This is a genomic window from Streptomyces sp. NPDC051776, from assembly GCF_040681345.1.
Classification (GTDB): Bacteria; Actinomycetota; Actinomycetes; order Streptomycetales; family Streptomycetaceae; genus Streptomyces.
On sequence record NZ_JBFAYQ010000005.1, the window covers coordinates 206,218 to 229,619 of the forward strand.

The window sequence follows — 23,402 nt, forward strand, 5'->3', positions numbered from 1 at the left end:
CTCACCCCATCCGGGGGGCGGCGCCGGGCAAGGAGGGCCGCATGACCGTACGGCGAGTGATGGGTATCGAGACGGAGTACGGGATCTCCGTCCCCGGTCACCCGAACGCCAATGCCATGCTCACCTCGTCCCAGGTCGTCAACGCATATGCGGCGGCGATGCACCGGGCGCGCCGCGCCCGCTGGGATTTCGAGGAGGAGAATCCGCTGCGGGACGCCCGCGGCTTCGACCTCGCCCGCGAGTCCGCGGACGCAAGCCAGCTCACCGACGAGGACATCGGCCTGGCGAATGTGATTCTCACGAATGGCGCCCGGCTGTACGTCGACCACGCCCATCCGGAGTACAGCGCCCCCGAGGTGACCAATCCGCGTGATGCCGTGCTCTGGGACAAGGCCGGCGAGCGCATCATGGCCGAGGCCGCCGACCGGGCCGGTCAGCTTCCCGGCGCCCAGCCGATCCACCTCTACAAGAACAACACCGACAACAAGGGCGCCTCCTACGGCACGCACGAGAACTACCTGATGAAGCGGGCGACGCCGTTCTCCGACATCGTGCGCCACCTGACCCCGTTCTTCGTCTCCCGCCAGGTCGTCACGGGCGCCGGCCGGGTCGGCATCGGCCAGGACGGCCACGACCACGGCTTCCAGCTCAGCCAGCGCTCCGACTATTTCGAGGTGGAGGTGGGGCTGGAGACCACCCTCAAGCGCCCCATCATCAACACCCGGGACGAGCCGCACGCGGACGCGGAGAAATACCGCAGGCTGCACGTGATCATCGGGGATGCGAACCTTTCCGAGATCTCCACATACCTCAAGCTCGGCACGACCTCGCTGGTGCTCTCCATGATCGAGGACGGGTTCATCGCCGTCGATCTGGCCGTCGACCAGCCCGTACGCACCCTGCACCAGGTCTCGCACGACCCGTCGCTGGGGTCTCTGATCACTCTCCGCAGCGGCCGGACACTCACCGCAGTGCAACTGCAGATGGAGTACTACGAGCTGGCCAGGAAGTACATCGAGGACCGCTACGGAGCCGACGCCGACGAGCAGACCGTCGACGTGCTCACCCGGTGGGAGGACGTGCTCAACCGCCTGGAGCGCGATCCCATGAGCCTGGCGAAGGAGCTGGACTGGGTCGCCAAGCGGGAGCTGCTGGAGGGCTACCGGCGGCGTGACGGGCTGGACTGGGACGCGGCCCGGCTCCACCTGGTCGACCTGCAGTACGCGGACGTGCGCCCCGACAAGGGCCTGTACAACCGTCTGGCGGCCCGCGGCCGTATGAAGCGGCTGCTGGACGAGGACGCGGTCGAGAAGGCCCGTACGAACCCGCCTGAGGACACCCGCGCCTACTTCCGCGGCCGGTGCCTGGAGCAGTACGCGGACGACGTCGCGGCCGCCTCCTGGGACTCGGTCATCTTCGACCTGCCGGGCCGTGACTCCCTGCAGCGGGTCCCCACGCTGGAACCCCTGCGCGGTACCCGCAACCACGTCAAGGAGCTCCTCGACCGCTGCCGCACCGCAGAGGACCTGGTACGCGTGCTGTCCGGTGGCTGATCCGCGGCTGAAACGGCGCCGATGCGGGAATCATCGGGATGGATCCCGGACGTTGTAGCAACTACAGGGCCGATGTCGGACCCCGGTTGTAGGGTCTGATCTTGACCGATCGATCTGTGTCGGGCGAACCGAGCGGGGTGAGGGATATGGCGACCAAGGACACCGGCGGAGGCCAGCAGAAGGCGACGCGCTCCACCGAGGAGGTCGAGGAGACCGCGCAGGACGCACAGGCCTCCGAAGACCTCAAGGAGCGGCAGGAGAAGCTGTCGGACGACGTGGACTCCGTCCTCGACGAGATCGACGACGTCCTCGAGGAGAATGCAGAGGACTTCGTTCGGTCTTTTGTACAGAAGGGCGGTCAGTAAGACCGTTCGCATCCGTCCCGCGTCCTCTCGGAGGGGGCGCGGGACGGATGACATTCACGGCCCCGGGTAAGGTCCCGTGCAGAATTCCAAGATCTCGTGGAAGGAACCGCGTGGAAGCCAACACTCGTAGCACAGGGCGTCTGCCGAATGCCTTCCTGACGCCAGGCTCCTCTTCGTTCATGGACTTCCTGGCCGACCACTCCCCGGAACTTCTCCCGGGGAACCGACGGCTGCCGCCGGTTCAGGGCGCGATCGAGGCGCCGCACGGCACGACGATCGTCGCCGCGACGTTCCCGGGCGGTGTGGTCCTGGCCGGTGACCGCCGGGCCACTATGGGCAACATCATCGCGCAGCGCGACATCGAGAAGGTCTTCCCGGCCGATGAGTACTCGGCGGTGGGCATCGCCGGAACGGCCGGTCTCGCGGTCGAGATGATCAAGCTCTTCCAGCTCGAGCTCGAGCACTTCGAGAAGGTCGAGGGCGTCCAGCTCTCCCTGGAGGGCAAGGCGAACCGGCTGTCGACCATGATCCGGGGCAATCTGGGGATGGCCCTGCAGGGTCTGGCCATCATCCCCCTCTTCGCCGGCTGGGACGTCGACCGCGAGAAGGGCCGGATCTTCTCGTACGACGTGACCGGCGGGCGCTCCGAGGAGCACGGATTCGCGGCGACCGGCTCCGGTTCGGTCTTCGCCCGCGGCTCCCTGAAGAAGCTCTACCGCGAGGACCTGACGGTCGAGCAGGCCACCACCCTGGTCGTGCAGGCGCTGTACGACGCGGCCGACGACGACTCGGCGACCGGCGGACCCGACATGGCCCGCCGCATCTACCCGCTCGTCACGGTCATCACCGACGAGGGCTTCCGGAAGCTCTCGGAGTCCGAGGCCTCCGAGATCGCCCGCGCCGTCCACGAGCGGCGGCTCGAGGAGCCGGACGGCCCCCGGGCCGCGCTGCTCTGAGGTGAGGGCGGCTCCGCGGAATGACCTTGTCACTGACAGAAAGGGACGGATAGCCGGTGTCGACGCCGTTCTATGTCTCACCCCAGCAGGCCATGGCCGACCGCGCCGAGTACGCCCGCAAGGGCATCGCGCGCGGCCGAAGCCTCGTCGTACTGCAATTCACCGACGGCATCGTGTTCGTCGGCGAGAACCCGTCCCGCGCGCTGCACAAGTTCAGCGAGATCTACGACCGCATCGCGTTCGCGGCGGCAGGCAAGTACAACGAATACGAGAACCTGCGGATCGGCGGCGTCCGCTACGCCGATCTGCGTGGCTACACCTACGACCGGGAGGACGTCACCGCCCGCGGCCTGGCGAACGTCTACGCGCAGACGCTGGGCACCATCTTCTCCAGCGCCGGAGAGAAGCCGTACGAGGTCGAGCTGGTCGTCGCCGAGGTGGGCGAGTCCCCCGAGGGCGACCAGATCTACCGCCTCCCGCACGACGGTTCGATCGTCGACGAGCACGGCTCCGTTGCGGTCGGTGGCAACGCGGAACAGATCAGCAGCTTCCTGGGGCAGCGCCACCGCGAGGGGATGACCCTCTCCGAGGCCATCAAGCTCGCCGTCCAGGCGCTCTCCCGCGACAGCAACGGCGATGAGCGGCAGTTGACGGCGGATCAGCTGGAGGTGGCGGTCCTGGACCGTACGCGACCGCAGAAGCGGAAGTTCCGGCGAGTGGTCGGGAGTCGCCTCGCCCGGCTCCTGGAGCCGGAGAGCGGCGGTCCGGAGAGCGGCAGTGAGGAGTCCGCGCCGACCGATGCCGTCGAGGACGTCGAGCTCGAGGGGGACACGGGGTCGGAGACGGAGCAATAGCCCGGCCGGAGCACCTTCGTTCCGTGGTCCCGCGCCCCGTCCGGCAGTCGCCGGCCGGGGCGCGAGGCGTTTCCGGCACTGCCCGCGTCCCGAGGGCTCAGGACGCGGGCGGTGCCGTCGAGTTGCGGCGCATCAACTCCACGGGGACGGCTGCGTTCCCGGCCTCCCGCCCGTCGAGTACGGCCAGGAGCGCGGCCATGCCCCTCGCGCCCACCTCCTCCGCGGGCAGCCGGACCGTGGTCAGCTCCGGCTCCACTGCCGTCGCCAGCGCCAGGTCGTCGAAGCCGGTAACGGAGACGTCCTCCGGCACGCGCAGCCCCAGCCGCCGTACCGCTTTGCAGGCCCCGGCCGCCAGGATGTCGTCGTCGCACACCAGGGCTGTGGGCCGCGGGCCCGGCGGGGCCAGGGCGTGTTCGGCCGCCCGGCGTCCGGCGTCCACGGTCAGTTCGGCCGGCTCGCGGCGCGCGACCGCGCCGGGGACTGCACCCAGGGCTTCGCCCAGCGCGGCACGCCGTACCCGGAAGGTCCAGGAGTCCACGGCGGAGGCGATGTGCAAGAAGCGCCGGTGCCCGAGGGACAGCAGATGCTCCGCCATCAGCCGCATGCCGCCCGCAATGTCGAGGTTGACGGTCGCCGAGGCCGCGGTGTCGGCGGGATCGCTGTCCAGCATCACCAGCGGAAGCCCGCCGCCCCCGCTCATGGCCTCGAGGGCGTCCGCGGCCATCGAGGAGGCGATCACGCCGTCCAGTGCGGCCCGCGCCGAGTCGAAGGGGTCCCGCGCCGGGCCGACGCCCTCCGGGGACGGGTAGAGCACCACTCCGAAGCCGTGCTCGGCGGCCACACGGGCGGCACCCGTGTAGACGCGGGCGAAGAACTCGTTCGTCAGCGCCGGCACCACCAGCAGCGCCGTCCGGGTCCGGCCGAGCCGCAGATTGCGGGCGGCAAGGTTGGGGCGGTAGCCGAGCCGGTCGGCGGCCGCGCGCACCGCGTCGGCCGTGCGATCCGAGACCCGGCCGCGCCACTTCTCACCCAGCACCAGGGACACCGTGGCCTGTGAGACCCCGGCGGCGCGGGCCACGTCCCGGCTCGTTGCGCGTACACCCGAGCCGACGACGGGCGCCCTCTTCGCGCCCCGAGCCCCCGGGGCGGGCCCCTCGGTGTCCTGGGCGCGCCGGCCCGGCCGGAGGGGTGTCACCCGTCCGGGTGGTGGCTCGTCGTGCTTCACGCTGCGCCTCCGCCGACTCTCGTGTTCCGCCGCATCCGGCAGAACGCTTCGGAATTCCGGTGGACCCACGGACAGCGCCATGGTACGTATAACGCAGCAAGTTATACGTAAAACCCGGTGCCGTACGGTGGCCGCCGGAGGAAGGGGCTGGTCCATGGCTTCCGGGTACGCGGAGCTGCTGCGGGCGCGGCATGCGGCGCGGCTGCTCACCGGCACTCTGGTCGGACGGCTGCCGAACGCCACCGGCCACATCGCCATCGTGCTCTTCACCCGCTCCGAGGGCGGCAGTTACAGCCTCGCCGGTGTGCTGGCCGCCGTGTACGGCCTCGCCACCGCAGCCGGCCAGCCCCTGCTGGGACGGGCCGTCGATCTCCGCGGGCAGCCCCGCGTCATGTTCCCCGCCGCCGTGCTCTCCGCCCTCGGTATGGCGCTCTTCGCGACTTCCGGCCTCGACCCGCTCCCGGTGGCGTACGCCGCGGTGCTGATGGCCGGCTTCTTCACACCGCCCCTGGAGGGCGGTCTGCGGGCCCTGTGGCCGAGCGTGCTGAAGCGTGAGGACCGGGTCCACACTGCGTACGCGCTCGACGCGGTGGCGCAGGAGGTGATGTTCACCGTCGGGCCGCTGCTCGTCACGCTGCTGGTTGCCGCCTGGTCCGAGGCCGCCGCACTGCTGGTGATCAACACGGTGGGTGTTCTCGGCGCGCTCTCCGTGGTCGTCTCGCCGCCGTCACGGGCCTGGCGCTCGGCGCCGCGAGAGGCGCACTGGCTGGGCGCGCTCCGCTCGTCCGGCCTGCTCGCGCTCCTCGGCGCGTTCTTTTTCGTCGGCACGGCGCTCGGCTCGATCACGGTGGCCGCCCTCGCGTACGCGGACGGCCACGGCGGGGACACCGTCTACGGCGTGCTGCTCGCCGGTCTCGGCCTCGGCGCGCTGATCGGCGGTGTGGCCTACGGAGCCCGGCAGTGGACCGGCTTCCCCGAGAGGCGGCTGCGCGTCCTCGTCGGTCTGCTCGCGCTCGGGTATCTGCCGCTCGCGCTGACTCCGGGAAGCGTCCCGATGACCGCACTGAGCGTGCTCTCCGGGCTGTTCCTGGCGCCGGCGCTCGCCTGCGCGTTCGTCGTCGTCGACCGGCACGCGCCGAGCGGCACGGTCACCGAGGCGTTCTCGTGGCTGGTCACGACGTTCACCGTGGGTGCCTCCGCCGGAACGGCCGTGGCCGGACCCGCTGTCGAGTTCAGCGGTACGAGCGCGGGTTTTGCCGTCGCGGGCGCGGGCGGTCTCGCGGCGCTGCTGGTTCTTCTCGCCACACGGCGGGTTCTCGCAGTTCCCGCACGCGCCACCGGTGGCGGGGCGACGGTGGAAAATGATCGAAACGCTGCTCGGGAACCCGGTTTGGGAGCAGGCCATCAGGCGTAATGTTCAGTCATGGACCGCCGCATCTTCGGGCTGGAGAACGAGTACGGCGTCACGTGCACGTTCAGGGGACAGCGCCGACTGTCACCTGACGAAGTGGCGCGCTACCTCTTCCGCCGAGTCGTCTCCTGGGGCCGCAGCAGCAACGTCTTCCTGCGCAACGGCGCCCGTCTCTACCTCGACGTGGGCTCGCACCCGGAATACGCAACGCCCGAGTGCGACAACGTGATCGAGCTGGTCACCCACGACAAGGCGGGCGAGCGCATTCTCGAAGGCCTGCTCGTCGACGCCGAACGCCGCCTGCACGAGGAGGGAATCGCGGGCGACGTATATCTCTTCAAGAACAACACCGACTCGGCGGGCAACTCCTATGGCTGCCACGAGAACTACCTGGTGGCGCGGCACGGCGAGTTCTCCCGGCTCGCGGACATCCTCATTCCGTTCCTGGTCACCCGCCAGCTCCTGTGCGGTGCGGGCAAGGTGCTGCAGACGCCGCGCGGCGCCGTCTACTGCGTCAGCCAGCGCGCGGAGCACATCTGGGAGGGCGTCAGCTCCGCCACGACCCGCTCCCGCCCCATCATCAACACCCGCGACGAACCGCATGCCGACGCCGAGCGCTACCGCAGGCTCCACGTCATCGTCGGCGACTCCAACATGTCCGAGACGACCATGCTGCTCAAGGTCGGCGCCACCGACCTCGTCCTGCGCATGATCGAGGCCGGCACCGTGATGCGCGACCTCACCCTGGAGAACCCGATCCGCGCCATCCGTGAGGTCAGCCACGACATCACGGGCCAGCGGAAGGTGCGACTGGCCAGCGGACGCGAGGCCTCCGCCCTCGAAGTGCAGCAGGAGTACTACGAGAAGGCCGTCGACTTCTGTGAGCGGCGCGGCATCGTCAGCGGCATGGTCGAGCGGGTCCTTGAGCTCTGGGGCCGCACGCTTGAGGCCATCCGCACCCAGGATCTGGACCGGATCGACACCGAGATCGACTGGGTGATGAAGTACAAGCTGCTGGAGCGCTACCGCGCCAAGAACAACATCACCATGTCCCACCCGCGCGTGGCGCAGATAGACCTCGCGTACCACGACATCCACCGCCGCCGCGGCCTGTACTACCTGCTGGAGCGGCGCGGCCAAGCGGCAAGGGTCTGCAACGATTTGAAGATTTTCGAGGGCAAGTCGGTGCCGCCGCAGACCACGCGCGCCCGGCTGCGCGGGGACTTCATCCGCCGCGCCCAGGAGCAGCGCCGTGACTTCACCGTCGACTGGGTCCATCTCAAGCTCAATGACCAGGCGCAGCGCACTGTGCTGTGCAAGGACCCGTTCCGCTCCGTCGACGACCGGGTGGAGAAGCTGATCGCCGGGATGTGATCCACCCGGTGTGATTGGGTGTGACGCAGCACACACGAGCGCTGTGCGCCGGAGTCCGAGGGGTTCCGGCGCACAGCCGTGTCAGACGCCCGTGCACTTGCGCCCGCAGGTCGTACAGTGGCGGGAATGCCTGCTGATCCCCCTAGCCGAGTTGGACTGATGAAGCACACCTGGAACATCCGCCGCCTCGTCGCGGCGCTGGCCGTACCCGCCCTTGTGTTCACCGCCGCCGCGTGCGGGTCCGACGACGGTTCGTCGGACGCCGGAGTCGTCTCGGTGGAGGGCAAGGCCGGGGAGAAGCCCAAGATCTCCGTGCCCAAGGACGCCAAGGCCTCCGAGAAGCTCGTGAGCAAGACGGTCTCCGAGGGATCCGGCGCCGAGGTGAAGAAGGGCGACCTGGTCCGCCTGGACTTCGCCGGCGAGACCATGAAGGGCGGCAAGACCCTCGGCAGCACCTGGGTCAAGCAGCCCGGCGCGGACCCCAAGGCCCCCCGCACCCAGGTCGTCCAGGAGCTGGGCCAGCAGAGCCAGTCGCTGCCCGCCCCGGTGCTCGACGCGCTGGTCGGCAAGAAGGTCGGCAGCCGGGTCGTCGTCGAGGGCACCGCGAAGGCCCTGATCGGCCAGCAGCTCAACCCGCAGTCGGGCATCAAGCCCGGCGACGGCCTCGTCTGGGCCATCGACATCGCCGCCGCCAGGAAGCCCGACAAGAAGGCCGAGGCCAAGGGCGAGCAGGCCGCGCCGACGGCGGGGCTGCCCACGGTGAAGGCGCAGTCGCAGAAGGCTGCAACCATCACCATCCCCAAGACCGACAAGCCCAAGGACCTGCAGCAGCAGGTGCTGATCAAGGGCAAGGGCCCGAAGGTGAAGGCCGGTGACGGCCTGATCGTTCAGTACACGGGCGTGAAGTGGGAGGACGGCAAGAAGTTCGACTCCTCCTGGGACCACGGCGGCGCCACCGCGTTCCAGATCGGCACCGGCTCGGTCGTCCAGGGCTGGGACAAGGCGCTGGTCGGCAAGAACGTCGGTGACCGGGTGCTCATGGTGATCCCGCCGAAGCTCGCGTACGGCTCCACGCCGCAGAGCCCGCTCGCCAAGAACACCCTGGTCTTCGCGGTCGACATCGTCGGCACGGTGTGAGCCGTGTGATCGCCATCTGCAAGACTGGCCCCGATTCCGACCAGATCCGTGTCTAGGAGCATCGCAGTGAGCATCGAGAAGCCCGAGATCGACTTCCCGGGCGGAGAGCCCCCGGCCGACCTGGAGGTCCAGGACCTCTGGGAGGGCGAGGGGCCGGTGGCCAAGGCCGGGGACAACGTCTCCGTCCACTACGTCGGCGTTGCCTTCAGCACCGGTGAGGAGTTCGACGCGAGCTGGAACCGCGGTACCCCGCTCCGCTTCCAGCTCGGTGTCGGGCAGGTCATCCCCGGCTGGGACAAGGGCGTTCAGGGCATGAAGGTCGGCGGGCGCCGCCAGCTCGTCATCCCGCCCCACCTCGCCTACGGTGACCGCGGCGCCGGCGGCCGCATCAAGCCGGGCGAGACGCTGATCTTCGTCTGCGACCTCGTCTCGGTCTGACCGGTCCAGGGTGGCCGGGAACCGCCCCGGGACAGACGCGACAAGCGTCAACAGCGGACGCGACAAGCGTCAACTTCGCGAGTGCCCACGCCCCCTGCGGCGTGGGCATTCCGCTTTTGCGGCCCGTCCCGCGACCGGTACGGTCATCGGTGCGGGACCACAACGAGAAAGGGCGTCGATGGCCATTGCCAAGGCCGAGCGGCTGATGAATCTGGCCCTGTGCCTGCTCGGGACCAGACGCCCGCTCAGCAAGCGCGAGCTGCGCGGCTCGATCGAGGCCTACGTCGAGGCGTTCGGACCGGGCAACGGCGGCGCGGCTGCGGGTGACGACGCCTTCAACCGGATGTTCGAGCGCGACAAGGACGACCTGCGCGAGCTCGGCCTCGTCATCGAGACCGTCGAGGGCGTCGACGGCGACACCGGCTACCTCGCCCGCCGCGACAGCAATCGTCTCCCGCCCGTCGCCCTCGACGCCGAGGAGGCGGCCGCGCTCGGCCTCGCCGCCAAGGTCTGGCAGCAGGCGAGGCTCGCCGGCGCGGCCAGCGGGGCGCTCCAGAAGCTGCGCGCCGCCGGGATGCCGCTCGCCGAGGACCCGTACGAGACCCACAGCGCCCTCGAACCGCGCATCCCCGTCCACGAGAGCGCCTTCGAGCCGCTGATGGTCGCCTGCCGCGACCGCCGCCCGGTCACCTTCGACTACCGCAAGGCCAGCGCCGCCCGCCCCGAGACCCGGCACGTGGAGCCGTGGACGCTGGAGTGCTGGCGCGGGCACTGGTACCTCGCGGGCTGGGACCGCGACCGGCAGGCCGAGCGCGTCTTCCGGCTCTCCCGGATCACCGGCCGCGTACGGTCCCGCGCCGCCGCCTTCACCGCCTCCGTCCCCGACCACGTCACCGTGCGCGAGACCGTCGAGAGCTGGGCGGGCGAGACCGCGACCCGCACCGCCCGCATCCGGCTGCGCGCCGGATCCGGCTATCCGCTGCGCGCGCGGGCCCTGACCACCCGGTCCGCCGGGCACGGCTGGGACGAGCTGGAGATCCCGTACGGACATGGGCTCGATGCCTGGCTGGTGGAGTTCGGCGCGGATGTGGTCGTACTCGAACCCGTGGAACTGCGGGCCGATGTCGTCGAGCGGCTGCGCGCCGTGGCCAAGGGCTGAGAGGATCGGTCCACTCATGGCGACGAATGCGATCGACCAGACCCGCCGGCTGCTCTCCTTGGTGACGTACCTTCGCGAGCGCCCCGGCGCCCGCGTGAGCGACGTCGCCCGCGCCTTCGGCATCACCGAGGAGGAGCTGATCTCCGACCTCGACGTGCTGCCCATGTGCGGTACGAGCTTCCGCGGCGGCGATCTGCTCGACATCGACACCGACGGCGACCGTATCTGGTGGCACAACCCCGATGACGTGGCCGAGCCGCTGCGGCTCGCCGCCGACGAGGCGACCGCCCTGCTCGTGGCCGCGCGCGCCGTCGCGACCCTGCCCGGCCTCCGCGAGGGCGACCGGCAGGCACTGCTGCGCGCCACGGCCAAGCTGGAGGCGGCCGCGGGCGAGGCCGCGGGCGCCAGCTCCCGGCTCTCGGTGACCTTCGAATCCGAGGGCGGGGTCTTCGCGGATGTCGACCGGGCCATCTCCGAGCGTCGGAGGCTGTGGCTCCGCTACTACTCGCCCGCCCGCGACGAGCTGGCCGAGCGGGAGGTGGACCCGATCAGGCTCTTCGCGGTGGGGCACACCTACATGGAGGCCTGGTGCCGTCTCTCGGAGGCCCGCCGCACATTCCGGCTCGACCGCGTCGCCGAGATCCGACTGCTCGACGCGCCCGCCGACCCTCCCCCGATCGAGCTGCGGGATCTGTCCCAGGGGCTCATCCAGCCCTCCGAGGAAGATCCCGAGGTCGTCGTCGAGACCGGTCCCGCCGGCCGCTGGGTCGCCGAGTACTACCCGCACGACAGCGCCGAGGAACTTCCCGACGGCGGCCTGCGGATCACCCTGCGCACCCCCGACCCGGCCTCGCTGCGCCGCCTGGCGCTGCGGCTGGGCCAGGACGGGCGCATCACCTCTCCGCGAGACCTCGCCGAGAGTGCACGGCAGGCTGCCTGCGACGCTCTCGCGGCGTACGGCGAGTGAAGGGACTCGAGCGACGCATGGTGCCCACCGCAGTGATCTTCAAGGCCGCCTGCCCGCACTGCCGCGGCAGCTTCGAGATGGGCTCCGACGCCCTGAGGCTGGTCATCGGTGCCAGCAGCCGTACGACGTTCTACTCCTTCACCTGCCCCGACTGCGGGTCCGCGGTGCGGAAACCGGCGGGCGAGCGGATCGTGGAGCTCCTCACGGGCGGTGGCGTCCGTACGCTGCGGCTCCACCACGCCAGGTCATGACTTCCGCTCCCGCGGGGGCACCGCGGGTCTCTCGACTCCCTTGCGCATTACGGGCATTCCGTTCGCCGGCGGCGTGACGGGCTGTCCGCGTACGTGTCCGGGCAGTGCGGCCACTAGGCTCGCCCCATGTTCTGGCCCATGCTCGCCATCGCCCTCGGCTTCTGCGGAATCGCCGTGCTCGGAGTCCTCGCGATCCGGGTCTTCGTCGAAGTGCGGAGGCTGGCCCGGCAGGTCGCGGAGAGTTCCGAGCGCATCACCCGCGCCGCGGAGGGCCTGGAGCGGTCGGCGCTCCCGCTCGCCTCCACGGCGCGGGAAACGGCGGCCGGACGGTTCCCGTACCGGACCTGATGCGGTCTCCAGCCGGGAGGACCCGGACGGTACGCTGCACAGGAGCGGCCCGAAGAGCGAGGCGAAGGGCCGCAATCGGCCGTATGCACGGGCATTGCCGATCGTTTACCCCTGGGGGTTACGATCGCTGCCAGCGCGGGCAGTCGGACACAAACCCGGCCGGTCGGGCAGGACCACCCCATGTCGCCTCGGTGAGAAGGTAAACGCTTATGTTCGGAAGGCTCGGACCTACCGAGATCGTTCTCATCCTCGTCGTCATCATTCTGCTCTTCGGTGCGAAGAAGCTTCCGGACATGGCCCGCTCCCTCGGCAAGTCCGCCCGCATCCTCAAGAGCGAGGCCAAAGCGATGAAGTCCGAGGGTGGCCAGTCGTCCTCGGCTCCCGCGGACCCGCCGTCCGACCAGGCGCAGCCCCCGCACCGTACGATCCAGGCGGCTCCTGGCGACGTCACCAGTTCGCGTCCGGTGAACGAGCCGTCCGACCGTACGACCAAGCGCTGACCGGAGCCGATCGGGGCGGGCCGGCGCCGGTCCGCTGCACGAGATGAGGACGTGGGTTGCTCAAGTCCGCCCGCAAACAGGAGAGGGACCCCGAGGGGCGGATGCCCCTTGTGGAGCATCTGCGTGAGCTGCGCAACCGGCTGGTGAAGTCCCTGCTGGCCATCACTGTGGCCGCGGTCGTCGCCGCCTTCTTCTACGAGAGCATCATCGACTTCATCACCAAACCGGTGCTGGAGTCGGTGGGTTGTGATCTGAAGTTCAGCAAACTCGCCCAGGCGGACAGGGGCGACACCTGCGCCCGTATCGTGATGATGGACCTGCTCGGTCCCTTCACGCTGGCTCTGAAGGTGTCCCTCATGGCCGGGTTGATCTTCGCGTCCCCGGTCTGGCTCTACCAGCTCTGGGCCTTCCTCGCGCCGGGCCTGCACCGCAACGAGAAAAAGTACGCGCTGAGCTTCGTCGGCGCCGGGTTCCCGCTCTTCCTCATCGGAGGCTACTTCGCCTACCGGGTGCTCCCGACCACCGCGAAGGTCCTCATCGAGTTCACCCCGCTCGGGGTCGACAACCTGCTGCCGCTGGACAAGCTCCTCGACCTCGTGACCCGTATGGTCGTGGTCTTCGGCCTCTCCTTCGAGCTGCCGCTGCTGCTCGTGCTGCTCAATTTCGGCGGCGTCATCACAGGCAGGCGCATGCTCGGCTGGTGGCGCGGCATGGTCATGGGCATCACGGTCTTCTCCGCGGTCATCACCCCCAGCACCGACCCGGTGACGATGCTCGCGCTCGCCGCCCCCATCGTCGTCCTCTACTTCGGGGCCGTGGGGGTCGCGCTGCTCCACGATCTCCGCGCGGCCCGGGCCGCTGCGGAGGGCCCGTCCGACGACGAGGCCTCCGAGCTGGACCTCACCCCCGCGGCCGTCGGACAGGTGGAGCCCGTGACGTCGCCGGCCGCACTGCCCGAGCAGGCATCGGGCCGGGAGGTCAGCCGCGAGGGCCTGGACGACGTCACCTGAGGACGTCCCGGCCCCCGTGTCCTGACCGGTTAGCCCTCCGGTGACGCCGTGTCGGGACGCCGTGTGGGGACGTGCGTTGAAAGCCCTGCAGGGAAGATGGTCCAGGGTCTTCAGCGCAAGCTGACTCACCAGTAGGGTCCCGTCCGTGACCAGCGAGATCACTCTCTTCGTGAACCCCGCAGCCGGCCGCGGCCGCGCGGGACAGGTGGCCCTTCCGGCCGCCGAGGTGCTGCAGACGGCCGGATTCTCCGTACGGACCGTGGTGGGCACCGATGCCCAGGACGGTCTCGAGCAGGCCCGCAAAGCGGTCGACCGGCGGACCGGAGCCCTGATAGCCGTCGGCGGTGACGGCATGGTTTCCCTGGCGCTCCAAGCAGTCGGGGGAACGGACGTCCCGCTCGGCGTCGTGCCCGTCGGCACCGGCAACGACTTCGCCCGCGCCACCGGCCTGCCCGTGCGCGATCCCGCGGCCGCCGCCCGACTCGCGGCCGAGGCACTCACGGAGGGGCGGACCAGGCGGATCGATCTGGGGTGGGCGGGAGAGCGGTGGTTCGGCACCGTCCTCGCCTCCGGCTTCGACTCCCGCGTCAACGACCGAGGCAATCGCATGACATGGCCCGCGGGGCGCTTCAAGTACGACATGGCGATGGTCGTCGAACTGGCCGCCTTCCGCCCCATCCCGTACCGCATACGCCTGGACGGCGGACCGGCGCAGGAGGTCGAGGCGACCCTGGTCGCGGTCGGCAACGGGACCTCGTACGGCGGGGGCATGCGCATCTGCGCGGGGGCCGAGATGGACGACGGGCTCTTCGACGTGACGGTGGTCGGGGACTGCAGCCGGACCGAGCTGCTGAAGGTCTTCCCCAAGGTCTACAAGGGGACCCACCTCGGCCATCCGGCGGTGACCGTGCACCGTGTCGCCGAGATCACCCTGGAGGCCCCGGGCATCACCGGTTACGCGGACGGCGAGCCGCTCGGCCCGCTTCCCCTGACCGCGCGTGTCGTCCCCGGAGCGGTGCGCATCCTGTCGCCTTCGCCCTAATGATCGAGACCACTGTCCGAGGTGGCCGGTAGTCTCGTAGGCACGATGACCGAGGACCTCTCACCTGCCGAGCGCTACGCCAGGGCTCGGGTTCGCGCCGCCGAGCAGGCCACGGCGCTCGCCCCGTTCCGCGAGATGTACGACTTCGATCTCGACCCTTTCCAGATCGAGGCGTGCCAGGCCCTGGAGGCCGGGAAGGGCGTGCTGGTCGCGGCGCCCACCGGCTCAGGCAAGACGATCGTCGGCGAGTTCGCCGTCCATCTGGCGCTGACCCAGAACCGCAAGTGCTTCTACACCACGCCGATCAAGGCCCTGTCGAACCAGAAGTACAACGACCTCGTCAAGCGCTACGGGCCGGGGAAGGTCGGCCTCCTGACGGGGGACAACAGCGTCAACTCCGAGGCCCCGGTGATCGTCATGACCACCGAGGTCCTGCGGAACATGCTGTACGCGGGCTCGCAGGCCCTCGTCGGCCTCGGCTATGCGGTCATGGACGAGGTCCACTACCTCTCCGACCGCTTCCGCGGTGCCGTCTGGGAGGAGGTCATCATCCATCTCCCGGAGTCGGTGACCCTGGTCTCCCTCTCCGCCACGGTCTCCAACGCCGAGGAGTTCGGCGACTGGCTGGACACCGTCCGCGGTGACACCGAGGTGATCGTCTCCGAGCACCGCCCCGTTCCGCTGTGGCAGCACGTGCTCGCGGGCCGCCGGATGTACGACCTCTTCGAGGAGAAGGGCTCGGACGGGGCCGCCCGCGGGGGCCAGGCCCGGTCCGCTCCGGGAAGCGGCGGCAGGCGCGAGGTCAACCCCGATCTCGTACGGCTCGCCCGGATGGAGAACAGCCGGCCCATGGGCGGCCGGGACCGACGCCGCGGGCGGAACATGCGCGAAGCGGACCGCGAGCGCGAGCGACGCCAGCGCAGCAGGATCTGGACGCCCAGCCGGGTGGAGGTCATCGACCGGCTCGACGCCGAGGGCCTGTTGCCCGCGATCACCTTCATCTTCAGCCGGGCCGGGTGCGAGGCGGCCGTTCAGCAGTGCCTGCACGCGGGTCTGCGGCTGAACGGCCCGGAGGAGCGGTCGAAGGTGCGGGCGCTCGTCGAGGAGCGCACCGCCGCCATTCCGGACGAAGACCTGCATGTGCTGGGCTACTTCGAGTGGCTGGAGGCCCTGGAGCGCGGTACTGCCGCCCACCACGCGGGGATGCTGCCGACGTTCAAGGAGATCGTCGAGGAGCTGTTCGTCCGCGGGCTGGTCAAGGCCGTCTTCGCCACCGAGACCCTCGCCCTCGGCATCAACATGCCCGCGCGGTCGGTGGTGTTGGAGAAGCTCGTCAAGTGGAACGGCGAGCAGCACGCCGACATCACGCCGGGGGAGTACACCCAGCTCACCGGTCGCGCGGGACGCCGCGGCATCGACGTCGAGGGGCACGCGGTCGTGCTGTGGCAGCGCGCGATGGACCCGATCGCGCTGGGCGGCCTCGCGGGTACGCGCACCTATCCGCTGCGCTCCTCCTTCAAGCCGTCGTACAACATGGCGGTCAATCTGGTCTCGCAGTTCGGCCGGCACCGCTCGCGCGAACTGCTGGAGACGTCCTTCGCACAGTTCCAGGCCGACCGCTCGGTGGTCGGCATCTCCCGGCAGGTGCAGAAGAACGAGGAGGGGCTGGCCGGATACCGCGAATCCATGAACTGCCACCTGGGCGACTTCGAGGAGTACGCCCTGCTGCGCCGCAGGCTCAAGGACCGCGAGACCGAGCTGGCCAAGCAGGGCGCGGCCCAGCGCCGCGCGGCCGCCGCCGTCGCCCTGGAGAAGCTCAAACCGGGGGATGTCATCCATGTGCCCACGGGCAAGTACGCGGGGCTGGCACTGGTGCTGGACCCCGGGCTGCCCGCCGGACGGGCCAACGGCCACCGCGGATTCGAGCACCACGATGGCCCCCGGCCGCTCGTGCTCACCGCCGAGCGGCAGGTCAAGCGCCTCGCCGCGATGGACTTCCCGGTGCCGGTCGAGGCGCTGGAGCGAATGCGGGTGCCGAAGTCGTTCAACCCGCGCAGCCCGCAGTCCCGCCGCGATCTGGCCTCCGCGCTGCGGACCAAGGCCGGGCACATCGTCCCCGAGCGACACCGCAAGCAGCGCTCCGTGGCCGCCGACGACCAGGAAATCGCACGATTGCGCGCCGAGATACGGGCTCACCCCTGCCATGGGTGCGACGACCGCGAGGACCATGCCCGCTGGGCCGAGCGCCATCAGCGGCTGCAGCGCGACACCCGCCAGTTGGAGCGGCGCATCGAGGGCCGTACGAACACCATCGCCCGTACCTTCGACCGGGTCTACGCCCTGCTCTCCGACCTCGGATATCTCCACGGCGACGAGGTCACCGAGGACGGGCGCCGGTTGGCGCGGCTGTACGGCGAGCTGGACCTCCTCGCTTCCGAGTGCCTGCGGGAGCGCGTCTGGGAGGACCTGAAGCCGGCCGAGCTGGCGGCGTGCGCGTCGGCGCTGGTCTACGAGGCGAGGGCCGCGGACGACGCGCTGCCGCCCAAGCTGCCGACCGGCAACGCCAAGAATGCCCTCGGTGAAATGGTCCGCATCTGGGGGCGGTTGGACGCCAAGGAGGAGGAGCACCGCATCAGCGAGTCGGAGGGCGTGGGCCAGCGCGAGCCCGATCTCGGCTTCGCCTGGGCGGCCTACCGATGGGCGTCGGGGCACGGTCTGGATGCGGTGCTCACCGAGACCGACATGCCGGCGGGCGACTTCGTGCGCTGGTGCAAGCAGGTCATCGACGTCCTCGGGCAGATCGCCGAGGCTGCCCCGGACGGCAGCCCGGTGCGCCGGAACGCGCGACGGGCGGTCGACGGGCTGCTGCGCGGGGTGGTCGCGTACTCGTCGGTGGGCTGAGACGCGCTGCGGTCCCCTGACGTCCTGCCGGGTGGCGGGGCGTCAGGGGCGACAGGGGGAACGGTGGAGTCAGGCAGGGTGCACCACTCGAACAGGACCGTGGCGTCGGAGGATTGAGGCCCTATGCGCCCCGAACGGCACACCGACTTCTTGGACACGGTGCCGGGTTCGGCAGGTCAGGTATCGATGCGGCGCCGGAAGTCCGCTTATGGGTTCCGCTCACGCCACGGGGGTTCCGCTCACGCCACGGGGGTTCCGCTCAGGCCACCGGGGTTCGGGAGCCCGGCCCTAACCCTCGTGCGGTCTCGCGGGACGCGGGTTGAGGGAGAGGGGATCTGGGCGCGGTGTTGGGGCGGGCGGCGTTCTGGGTGCGGTGTTGGGAGAGGGCGGCGTCCTGGGTGCGGTGTTGGGAGAGCGGCGTTCAGGACGTCGACGCGGAGGATGCGGCGTGAGGTGCGGGGTTCAGGACGCCGACGCGGACGCAGGCTCCTGCTCCGCTTCCACCTGCGCGTTCCACTCCTTCTTGGACGCCTGCCAGCCGTCCTCGTTGTGGCCGATCCGCCAGTAGCCCGAGATCGACAGGCGCTCGCGCGGCACTCCGCGCTCCACCCGCAGAAGTCGCCGGATCTCCTTCACGAACCCGGCCTCGCCGTGGACGAACGCCTGCACGTCGCCCTCGGGGAAGTCCAGTGCGCGTACGGCCGCCACGAGCGCCTTGCCGACCGGGGCCGTACCTCGGTGCAGCCAAACGACCTCCACACCCTCCGGAACGCGCAGGTCCTGCTGCTCTTCCGGACCGTCGACCTCCACGAAGGCATGGACCGGAACTCCCTGCGGGATGCGCTCGAGCGCGGCGGCGATGGCGGGCAGGGCACTCTCGTCGCCGGCCAGTAGGTGCCAGTCGGCGTCCGGGGCGGGGGCGTAGGCGCCCCCGGGGCCGAGGAAGAGGATCTCCTCGCCCGGCCTCACGCTCGCGGCCCAAGGCCCGGCCAGACCTTCGTCCCCGTGGATCACGAAGTCGAGGGTCAGCTCGCGCGTCTCGTGGTCCCAGTTCCGGACGGTGTACGTACGCGTGACCGGCCAGTGGTGCCGCGCCATGTCGCGGCGTACGGCCTCGATGTCGAACGGCTCGGGGTAGGTCACGCCCTCCACCGGGAAGAGCAGCTTGACGTAGTGGTCGGTGTACTCGCCCGCGCCGAATCCGGACAGGGTCCCGCCCCCCAGCACCACCCGCATCATGTGGGGGGTGAGTTGCTGCTTGCGCAGCACCTGGGCCCGGTTGAGGGCGGGCTTCTTGCGGGCCGGTCGGTCTGCCACGGTGGTTCCCCCTGCGTCACGGGCTTATTGGTTAGGTAGACCTAACCTAACAGGCCCGGCCCCGCGACGCGCGACCCGAGCGCCCGGCCCTTCCACGGACGGCCCGGCGGCACCCGACTCGGCGGGGGCCGACGTCCCGCCCCCGGCGCCGCCGCCCCATCGCCGGGCCCCTGAGTCCCCGTCCCCCGAGCCGCCGGAGCCCCGTCCCCGGGAGGTCCCCGAGTGTCCCTGGCGGCGGTCTCCCGGAGCCCCTGCCCCGGAGGTCCCCGGGAGCCCCTGCCCCGGGTGTCCCTGCCCTGGGTGTCCCTCGTGGTCCCGGAGAACCCCAGCGCCGGGGCTCGTCCCTCAGGCCAGCCCTCCCCGAGCCCTCAACCCTGCAGTGTTGTGAGCAGGCGCTGAAGGGCTCCGCCCAGCCCCCACCGCGCCGCCAGCTCCTCGACCGCCACCGGGTCGCGCGGGGTGCGCGGCAGCGCCGGATCGTGGTCCGGCAAGGGGACGTCAGAGGCGACATGGACGACCTTGGGCGCGACCGCGATGTAGTCCCGCGCCTCCTCCAGGCGCTTGCGCAGCGCTGGGCTGATCTTCGCCATCGGGTTGCCGAGCGCGGTCATGATCCCCGCGAGGTCGCCGAACTCCGCCAGAAGCTTGGCCGCGGTTTTCTCGCCGATGCCCGGAACGCCGGGCAGCCCGTCGCTCGGGTCGCCGCGCAGCAGGGCCAGATCCGCGTATCCCGGTCCGTCCACGCCGTACTTCGTGCGCAGCCACGCCTCGTCGACGGCCTGGAGCGTGCCGACGCCCTTGACCGGGTAGAGCACGCGCACACCGCGCGCGTCGTCCACGAGCTGGAAGAGATCGCGGTCGCCGGTGACGATGTCGACGGGGCCGCCGGAGAGACCGGACAGGGTGCCGATCACGTCGTCGGCCTCGTAGCCCGGCACACCGATACGGGCGATGCCCAGCGCGTCCAACACATCCTCGATCACCGGAACCTGGGGGGAGAGGGTGTCGGGGACCTCCTCGACATCTGAGCCCTCGGGGACCTCCTCCGCGACGCGGTGCGCCTTGTAGCTGGGAATCAGCTCCACTCGCCAGTGCGGCCGCCAGTCCGCGTCCATGCAGGCGACCAGATCGTCGGGCCGATGGTCATGGACGAGCCGGGCGATGAAGTCCAGCAGTCCGCGCACCGCGTTCACCGGGGTGCCGTCGGGGGCCCTGACCGAGTCGGGGACGCCGAAGTAGGCGCGGAAGTACAGGGAGGCGCTGTCGAGGAGCATCAGGCGTCGGGTCACATCCGCATGATGCCGTACCGCACCGACACACCACCCGGTGAAGCGCCCCGGCCGCTCCCGGAAGCCACTCGCGGGGCCCCGACTCCGGGAAGCCCCTGCTAGCAGGCGCCCGACTCCCCGAAGCCTCACCCGCGCGCGCCGGCCGCTCCCGAAAGCCCCACCGCCGTGGCCGTCACCTGAGGGATCAGTTCCGCTTGTGAGTGGATCACCTTTTGTAAGTGGATCACCTTGGTTTGTCGTTCAACCTTTTGGGCAGGCGCGTATACGACCCGTGCCGGGGGAGTCGGGTCGTGGCCCGACCCCGCGAGGTACGTGTGTCCAGGCCGCAGAACGAGCATCCCGGCCCCGCGAGCCGCGCCGCGTCCGCTCGGTCGGTCCGCCGCCGGATGGACGCTCACCCTGACGTGGTGGCCAGGACGGTCCCCGTCAAGGGCTTTGCCTCGACCGGCAGCACCGGAGCCGCTGCTCTCCTCTTCCCAGCGGCCCGGAGGCTGCCGACGCGGTCCCTCCCGCTCGTCCCCCCGGGGGCGAGCGGGAGGGACGCGCACATCAACTCCCGTGCGGTACCCGGCCGTCAGGTCCCGTCGGGAACCGTGGCACTTGCGGGGCCGGGGTCACACCCCCAGCGATGGCCGTACGCGCTGGGTCGCGGCGGACATGTTCTCCAGCGCCGCTCCCGCCTCCTCCGGCGAGCGGGTCTTGAGCCCGCAGTCGGGGTTGACCCACAGTCGCTCCGGCGGTAGAGCGCCGAGCGCCCGCCGCAGCAGATCCGCGATCTCCTCCACGGACGGGACACGCGGTGAGTGGATGTCGTACACCCCCGGGCCGACCTCGCGCGGATAGTCCGCGTCGGCCAGTTCGCGCGCGATGCCCATCCGGGACCGTGCCGCCTCCAGGCTGATGACGTCGGCGTCCAGTGCCTCGATGGCGCCCAGGATCTCGCCGAACTCCGCGTAGCACATGTGCGTGTGGATCTGGGTGTCCGCACGCACGCCGCCCGTCGCCAGCCGGAAAGCCTCGGTGGCCCACTCCAGATACGCCGGGCGGGCGGCCCGGCGCAGCGGGAGCAGTTCGCGCAGCGCGGGCTCGTCGACCTGCACCACGGCCGTGCCCGCCGCCTCCAGGTCGGCGATCTCGTCGCGCAGGGCGAGGGCCACCTGGCGGGCGGTGTCGGCCAGCGGCTGGTCGTCGCGTACGAAGGACCAGGCGAGCATCGTGACGGGGCCCGTGAGCATCCCCTTGACCGGACGCTCCGTCAGGGACTGGGCGTACCGCGTCCACGTCAGCGTCATGGGCGCGTGGCGGGACACGTCCCCGGCGAGGATCGGCGGACGGACGTAGCGCGTGCCGTAGGACTGTACCCAGCCGTGGCGGGTGGCGAGGAAGCCGCCCAGCTGCTCGGCGAAGTACTGGACCATGTCGTTGCGTTCGGGCTCGCCGTGCACCAGCACGTCCAGCCCCGCCTTCTCCTGGAACGCGACCACGTTCCGGATCTCCCGCTCGATCCGCTCCCGGTACCCGTCCTCGCCGAGGCGGCCGGTCCGCAGGGCGGCACGGGCGGCGCGCAGTTCGGAGGTCTGCGGGAAGGATCCGATCGTGGTCGTTGGCAGCAGAGGCAGGCCGAGCCGGGCGCGCTGGGCGGCCGCCCGCTCCTCGTACGGCTGGGGTCGCCGGGTGTCGGCGCCGGTCACCGCCGCGCAGCGATCCCGGACGGCCGCGTCGCGGGTGAGGGCGGATCCCGCGCGGGAGGCGAGTGCGGCGCGTGAGGCGGCCAGTTGGGGTACGACGGCGTCCCGGCCTTCGCGCAACGCCCTTGCCAGGACGGCCACTTCCGCCGTCTTCTGGCGGGCGAAGGAGAGCCAGCGCGCGACCTGCGGGTCCAGATCGCGCTCGGCGGCCGCGTCCAGCGGCACGTGAAGCAGCGAGCAGGACGGTGACGGGTCGACCCGGCCCGCGAGACCGAGCAGTGTGGCCAGCGTGGAGAGCGCCCGCTCCAGGTCGGCGGCCCAGACGTTGCGGCCGTCGACCACGCCCGCGATCAGGCGGCGGTCCGGCAGACCCCCTATGGCGGCCAGCGCCTCGAGGTTGGACGCGGCGGGTCCGGTGAAGTCCAGGGCCAGCCCTTCGACGGGGGAGTCCGCCAGAACGGGCAGGGCGTCGCCGAGCGCGTCGAAGTACGAGGCGACGAGCACCTTCGGTCGCACCGGCGCTGCGCACAGCTCCCGGTAGGCGCGGGCCGTCGCGCTCAGCACCGCGCCCGGCTGGTCCTGGACGAGCACCGGCTCGTCGAACTGCACCCACTCGGCCCCCGCCTCGCGCAGATCGTCCAGCAGGGAGGCGTACACCGGCAGCAGCCGGTCCAGCAGCGTCAGCGGCTCGAAGCCGGGGGAGGCCTCCGGGGCGGGCTTGGAGAGCAGCAGAAAGCTGATGGGGCCCAGCAGCACCGGCCGGGCGGCGTATCCGGCGTCACGGGCCTCGGTGAACTCGGCCGTCTGCTTGCGGGAGTCGGGGGAGAAGACGGTGTCCTGACTCAATTCCGGTACAAGATAGTGGTAGTTGGTGTCGAACCACTTGGTCATCTCCAGGGGCTGCACATCCGCCGCACCCCGCGCCATGGCGAAGTAGGTGTCCAATTCGCCGAGCCCGGCCGCGCGGTGCCGGGCGGGAACGGCGCCGACCGCCCATGCGGTGTCCAGCACATGGTCGTAGAGCGAGAAGTCCCCCGTGGGGATCTCCTCGATGCCCGACCCGGCCGTCTCGCGCCGAGCGTCGGCGCGCAACTGCGCGGCCGTGCCCAGCAGTTCGCCCTCGGTCACGCGCCCGGCCCAGTAGCCCTCGACGGCCTTCTTCAGCTCCCGGCCGTGCCCCTGGCGGGGATAGCCGTGCAGGGTGGCCCGCCCGTGCGCCGCCCGCGCGGTCTGTATCTCGGTCACGGAACTCTCCTTCGCGAGTTCGACAGACCTCGGGAAGGCGGAGCACGCCGAGAGCGGGGGCGCACATGCGCCGCTGCTCGCTGCCGCCGACCCGCCCTCGAGGTCCCGGATGGCCGCACCCCACCGCGGGGTGCGAGCAGCGGCAGGTCTTCGGACTCGCGGGCAGGCCCGGCGTTCACGTGCTCTTCTGCGCCAGGCACCTACTGGCCGTCGCTTCCCGGACGCTGTGACGGCGTCCAGTGCGTATGACGGCGGTCGTTCCCGCACACCGCTGCGGGGCAGTCCCGGATTCCCACCGGGTTCCCTCTTGCGACGCTCCCGTCCGGCTGACGGGGCGAACCGGCTGCAGGGACAGCGTAACGCCTGGGCCGG

Annotated in this window: 20 protein-coding genes and 1 riboswitch; of the genes, 16 read left to right on the top strand and 4 right to left on the bottom strand. The window is 70.8% G+C overall.

The genetic code is table 11. From position 1 onward, the window contains the following. Nucleotides 1–41 precede the first annotated feature (41 nt). From dop to prcA, 4 genes are all read left to right on the top strand, one after another. On the top strand, nt 42–1,553 hold the full coding sequence (dop, locus tag AB0M26_RS06930; RefSeq protein WP_365255677.1) for a depupylase/deamidase Dop: 1,512 nt from the start codon (nt 42–44) through the stop codon (nt 1,551–1,553). A gap of 146 nt (nt 1,554–1,699) precedes the next feature. After that, nucleotides 1,700–1,918 carry a ubiquitin-like protein Pup gene (locus tag AB0M26_RS06935; RefSeq protein WP_251411117.1) on the top strand — a complete coding sequence of 73 codons (219 nt, stop codon included), beginning with the start codon at nt 1,700–1,702 and terminating at the stop codon, nt 1,916–1,918. A 110-nt stretch (nt 1,919–2,028) separates the two neighbouring features. Then, nucleotides 2,029–2,874 (top strand): proteasome subunit beta, encoded by an 846-nt coding sequence (gene prcB, locus AB0M26_RS06940; protein ID WP_365255680.1) that lies wholly within the window; start codon nt 2,029–2,031, stop codon nt 2,872–2,874. A 56-nt stretch (nt 2,875–2,930) separates the two neighbouring features. Next, a complete protein-coding gene (gene prcA / locus AB0M26_RS06945) occupies nt 2,931–3,728 on the top strand; it encodes a proteasome subunit alpha (RefSeq protein WP_365255683.1) in 798 nt (265 codons plus the stop codon). Between the two features lie 97 nt (nt 3,729–3,825). Here prcA and AB0M26_RS06950 read toward each other — a convergent pair whose 3' ends face one another. Then, complete coding sequence (locus tag AB0M26_RS06950; RefSeq protein WP_365255884.1) at nt 3,826–4,806, bottom strand: LacI family DNA-binding transcriptional regulator; 981 nt, start codon at nt 4,804–4,806, stop codon at nt 3,826–3,828. A gap of 301 nt (nt 4,807–5,107) precedes the next feature. Between AB0M26_RS06950 and AB0M26_RS06955 the strand changes: the two genes are divergently transcribed. From AB0M26_RS06955 to AB0M26_RS07010, 12 genes are all read left to right on the top strand, one after another. Beyond that, nucleotides 5,108–6,367: an MFS transporter gene (locus tag AB0M26_RS06955; RefSeq protein WP_365255686.1), complete on the top strand. Its 1,260-nt coding sequence runs from the start codon at nt 5,108–5,110 to the stop codon at nt 6,365–6,367. A 9-nt stretch (nt 6,368–6,376) separates the two neighbouring features. Beyond that, nucleotides 6,377–7,738, top strand: coding sequence for a Pup--protein ligase (gene pafA, locus AB0M26_RS06960; RefSeq protein WP_365255689.1), 1,362 nt, complete (start codon nt 6,377–6,379; stop codon nt 7,736–7,738). A gap of 159 nt (nt 7,739–7,897) precedes the next feature. Next, complete coding sequence (locus AB0M26_RS06965) at nt 7,898–8,875, top strand: FKBP-type peptidyl-prolyl cis-trans isomerase (protein ID WP_365255691.1); 978 nt, start codon at nt 7,898–7,900, stop codon at nt 8,873–8,875. 66 nt (nt 8,876–8,941) lie between these two features. After that, entirely contained in the window at nt 8,942–9,313 is a 372-nt protein-coding gene (locus tag AB0M26_RS06970) for an FKBP-type peptidyl-prolyl cis-trans isomerase (RefSeq protein ID WP_365255693.1), read from the top strand. 178 nt (nt 9,314–9,491) lie between these two features. After that, complete coding sequence (locus AB0M26_RS06975) at nt 9,492–10,472, top strand: WYL domain-containing protein (protein ID WP_365255696.1); 981 nt, start codon at nt 9,492–9,494, stop codon at nt 10,470–10,472. A gap of 16 nt (nt 10,473–10,488) precedes the next feature. Further along, nucleotides 10,489–11,439, top strand: coding sequence for a WYL domain-containing protein (locus tag AB0M26_RS06980; RefSeq protein WP_365255699.1), 951 nt, complete (start codon nt 10,489–10,491; stop codon nt 11,437–11,439). A gap of 17 nt (nt 11,440–11,456) precedes the next feature. Further along, nucleotides 11,457–11,690: a hypothetical protein gene (locus tag AB0M26_RS06985; protein WP_365255702.1), complete on the top strand. Its 234-nt coding sequence runs from the start codon at nt 11,457–11,459 to the stop codon at nt 11,688–11,690. 126 nt (nt 11,691–11,816) lie between these two features. Then, complete coding sequence (locus AB0M26_RS06990) at nt 11,817–12,038, top strand: hypothetical protein (protein WP_365255705.1); 222 nt, start codon at nt 11,817–11,819, stop codon at nt 12,036–12,038. A gap of 209 nt (nt 12,039–12,247) precedes the next feature. After that, nucleotides 12,248–12,538 (top strand): Sec-independent protein translocase subunit TatA, encoded by a 291-nt coding sequence (gene tatA / locus AB0M26_RS06995; RefSeq protein WP_365255708.1) that lies wholly within the window; start codon nt 12,248–12,250, stop codon nt 12,536–12,538. Nucleotides 12,539–12,594: 56 nt separating this feature from the next. Beyond that, the gene (gene tatC, locus AB0M26_RS07000; RefSeq protein WP_365255711.1) at nt 12,595–13,548 is read left to right on the top strand and encodes a twin-arginine translocase subunit TatC; all 954 of its coding nucleotides are present in this window, start codon (nt 12,595–12,597) and stop codon (nt 13,546–13,548) included. A 145-nt stretch (nt 13,549–13,693) separates the two neighbouring features. Continuing rightward, a complete protein-coding gene (locus AB0M26_RS07005) occupies nt 13,694–14,590 on the top strand; it encodes a diacylglycerol kinase (protein ID WP_365255714.1) in 897 nt (298 codons plus the stop codon). A 45-nt stretch (nt 14,591–14,635) separates the two neighbouring features. Next, entirely contained in the window at nt 14,636–17,491 is a 2,856-nt protein-coding gene (locus tag AB0M26_RS07010) for a DEAD/DEAH box helicase (RefSeq protein ID WP_365255717.1), read from the top strand. A gap of 462 nt (nt 17,492–17,953) precedes the next feature. On the opposite strand, the gene AB0M26_RS07015 is transcribed toward AB0M26_RS07010, so the two are convergent. The 3 genes from AB0M26_RS07015 to metE form a co-directional block, all read right to left on the bottom strand. Further along, nucleotides 17,954–18,808, bottom strand: coding sequence for a siderophore-interacting protein (locus AB0M26_RS07015; RefSeq protein WP_365255720.1), 855 nt, complete (start codon nt 18,806–18,808; stop codon nt 17,954–17,956). A 368-nt stretch (nt 18,809–19,176) separates the two neighbouring features. Next, nucleotides 19,177–20,082, bottom strand: coding sequence for a 5'-3' exonuclease (locus AB0M26_RS07020; RefSeq protein WP_365255887.1), 906 nt, complete (start codon nt 20,080–20,082; stop codon nt 19,177–19,179). Between the two features lie 629 nt (nt 20,083–20,711). Beyond that, the gene (gene metE / locus AB0M26_RS07025) at nt 20,712–23,030 is read right to left on the bottom strand and encodes a 5-methyltetrahydropteroyltriglutamate--homocysteine S-methyltransferase (RefSeq protein WP_365255723.1); all 2,319 of its coding nucleotides are present in this window, start codon (nt 23,028–23,030) and stop codon (nt 20,712–20,714) included. Nucleotides 23,031–23,174: 144 nt separating this feature from the next. After that, a riboswitch (cobalamin riboswitch) is annotated at nt 23,175–23,339 on the bottom strand. Nucleotides 23,340–23,402: the final 63 nt, after the last annotated feature.

Excerpts from the sequence above, each read along its gene's own strand:
- tatA (WP_365255708.1), top strand. The coding sequence starts at position 12,248 with ATGTTCGGAAGGCTCGGACCTACCGAGATCGTTCTCATCCTCGTCGTC.
- dop (WP_365255677.1), top strand. The coding sequence starts at position 42 with ATGACCGTACGGCGAGTGATGGGTATCGAGACGGAGTACGGGATCTCC.
- AB0M26_RS06985 (WP_365255702.1), top strand. The coding sequence starts at position 11,457 with ATGGTGCCCACCGCAGTGATCTTCAAGGCCGCCTGCCCGCACTGCCGC.
- AB0M26_RS06935 (WP_251411117.1), top strand. The coding sequence starts at position 1,700 with ATGGCGACCAAGGACACCGGCGGAGGCCAGCAGAAGGCGACGCGCTCC.
- AB0M26_RS07020 (WP_365255887.1), bottom strand. The coding sequence starts at position 20,082 with ATGCTCCTCGACAGCGCCTCCCTGTACTTCCGCGCCTACTTCGGCGTC.
- AB0M26_RS06980 (WP_365255699.1), top strand. The coding sequence starts at position 10,489 with ATGGCGACGAATGCGATCGACCAGACCCGCCGGCTGCTCTCCTTGGTG.
- AB0M26_RS06965 (WP_365255691.1), top strand. The coding sequence starts at position 7,898 with ATGAAGCACACCTGGAACATCCGCCGCCTCGTCGCGGCGCTGGCCGTA.
- AB0M26_RS07010 (WP_365255717.1), top strand. The coding sequence starts at position 14,636 with ATGACCGAGGACCTCTCACCTGCCGAGCGCTACGCCAGGGCTCGGGTT.
- AB0M26_RS06990 (WP_365255705.1), top strand. The coding sequence starts at position 11,817 with ATGTTCTGGCCCATGCTCGCCATCGCCCTCGGCTTCTGCGGAATCGCC.
- AB0M26_RS06955 (WP_365255686.1), top strand. The coding sequence starts at position 5,108 with ATGGCTTCCGGGTACGCGGAGCTGCTGCGGGCGCGGCATGCGGCGCGG.
- AB0M26_RS06975 (WP_365255696.1), top strand. The coding sequence starts at position 9,492 with ATGGCCATTGCCAAGGCCGAGCGGCTGATGAATCTGGCCCTGTGCCTG.
- pafA (WP_365255689.1), top strand. The coding sequence starts at position 6,377 with ATGGACCGCCGCATCTTCGGGCTGGAGAACGAGTACGGCGTCACGTGC.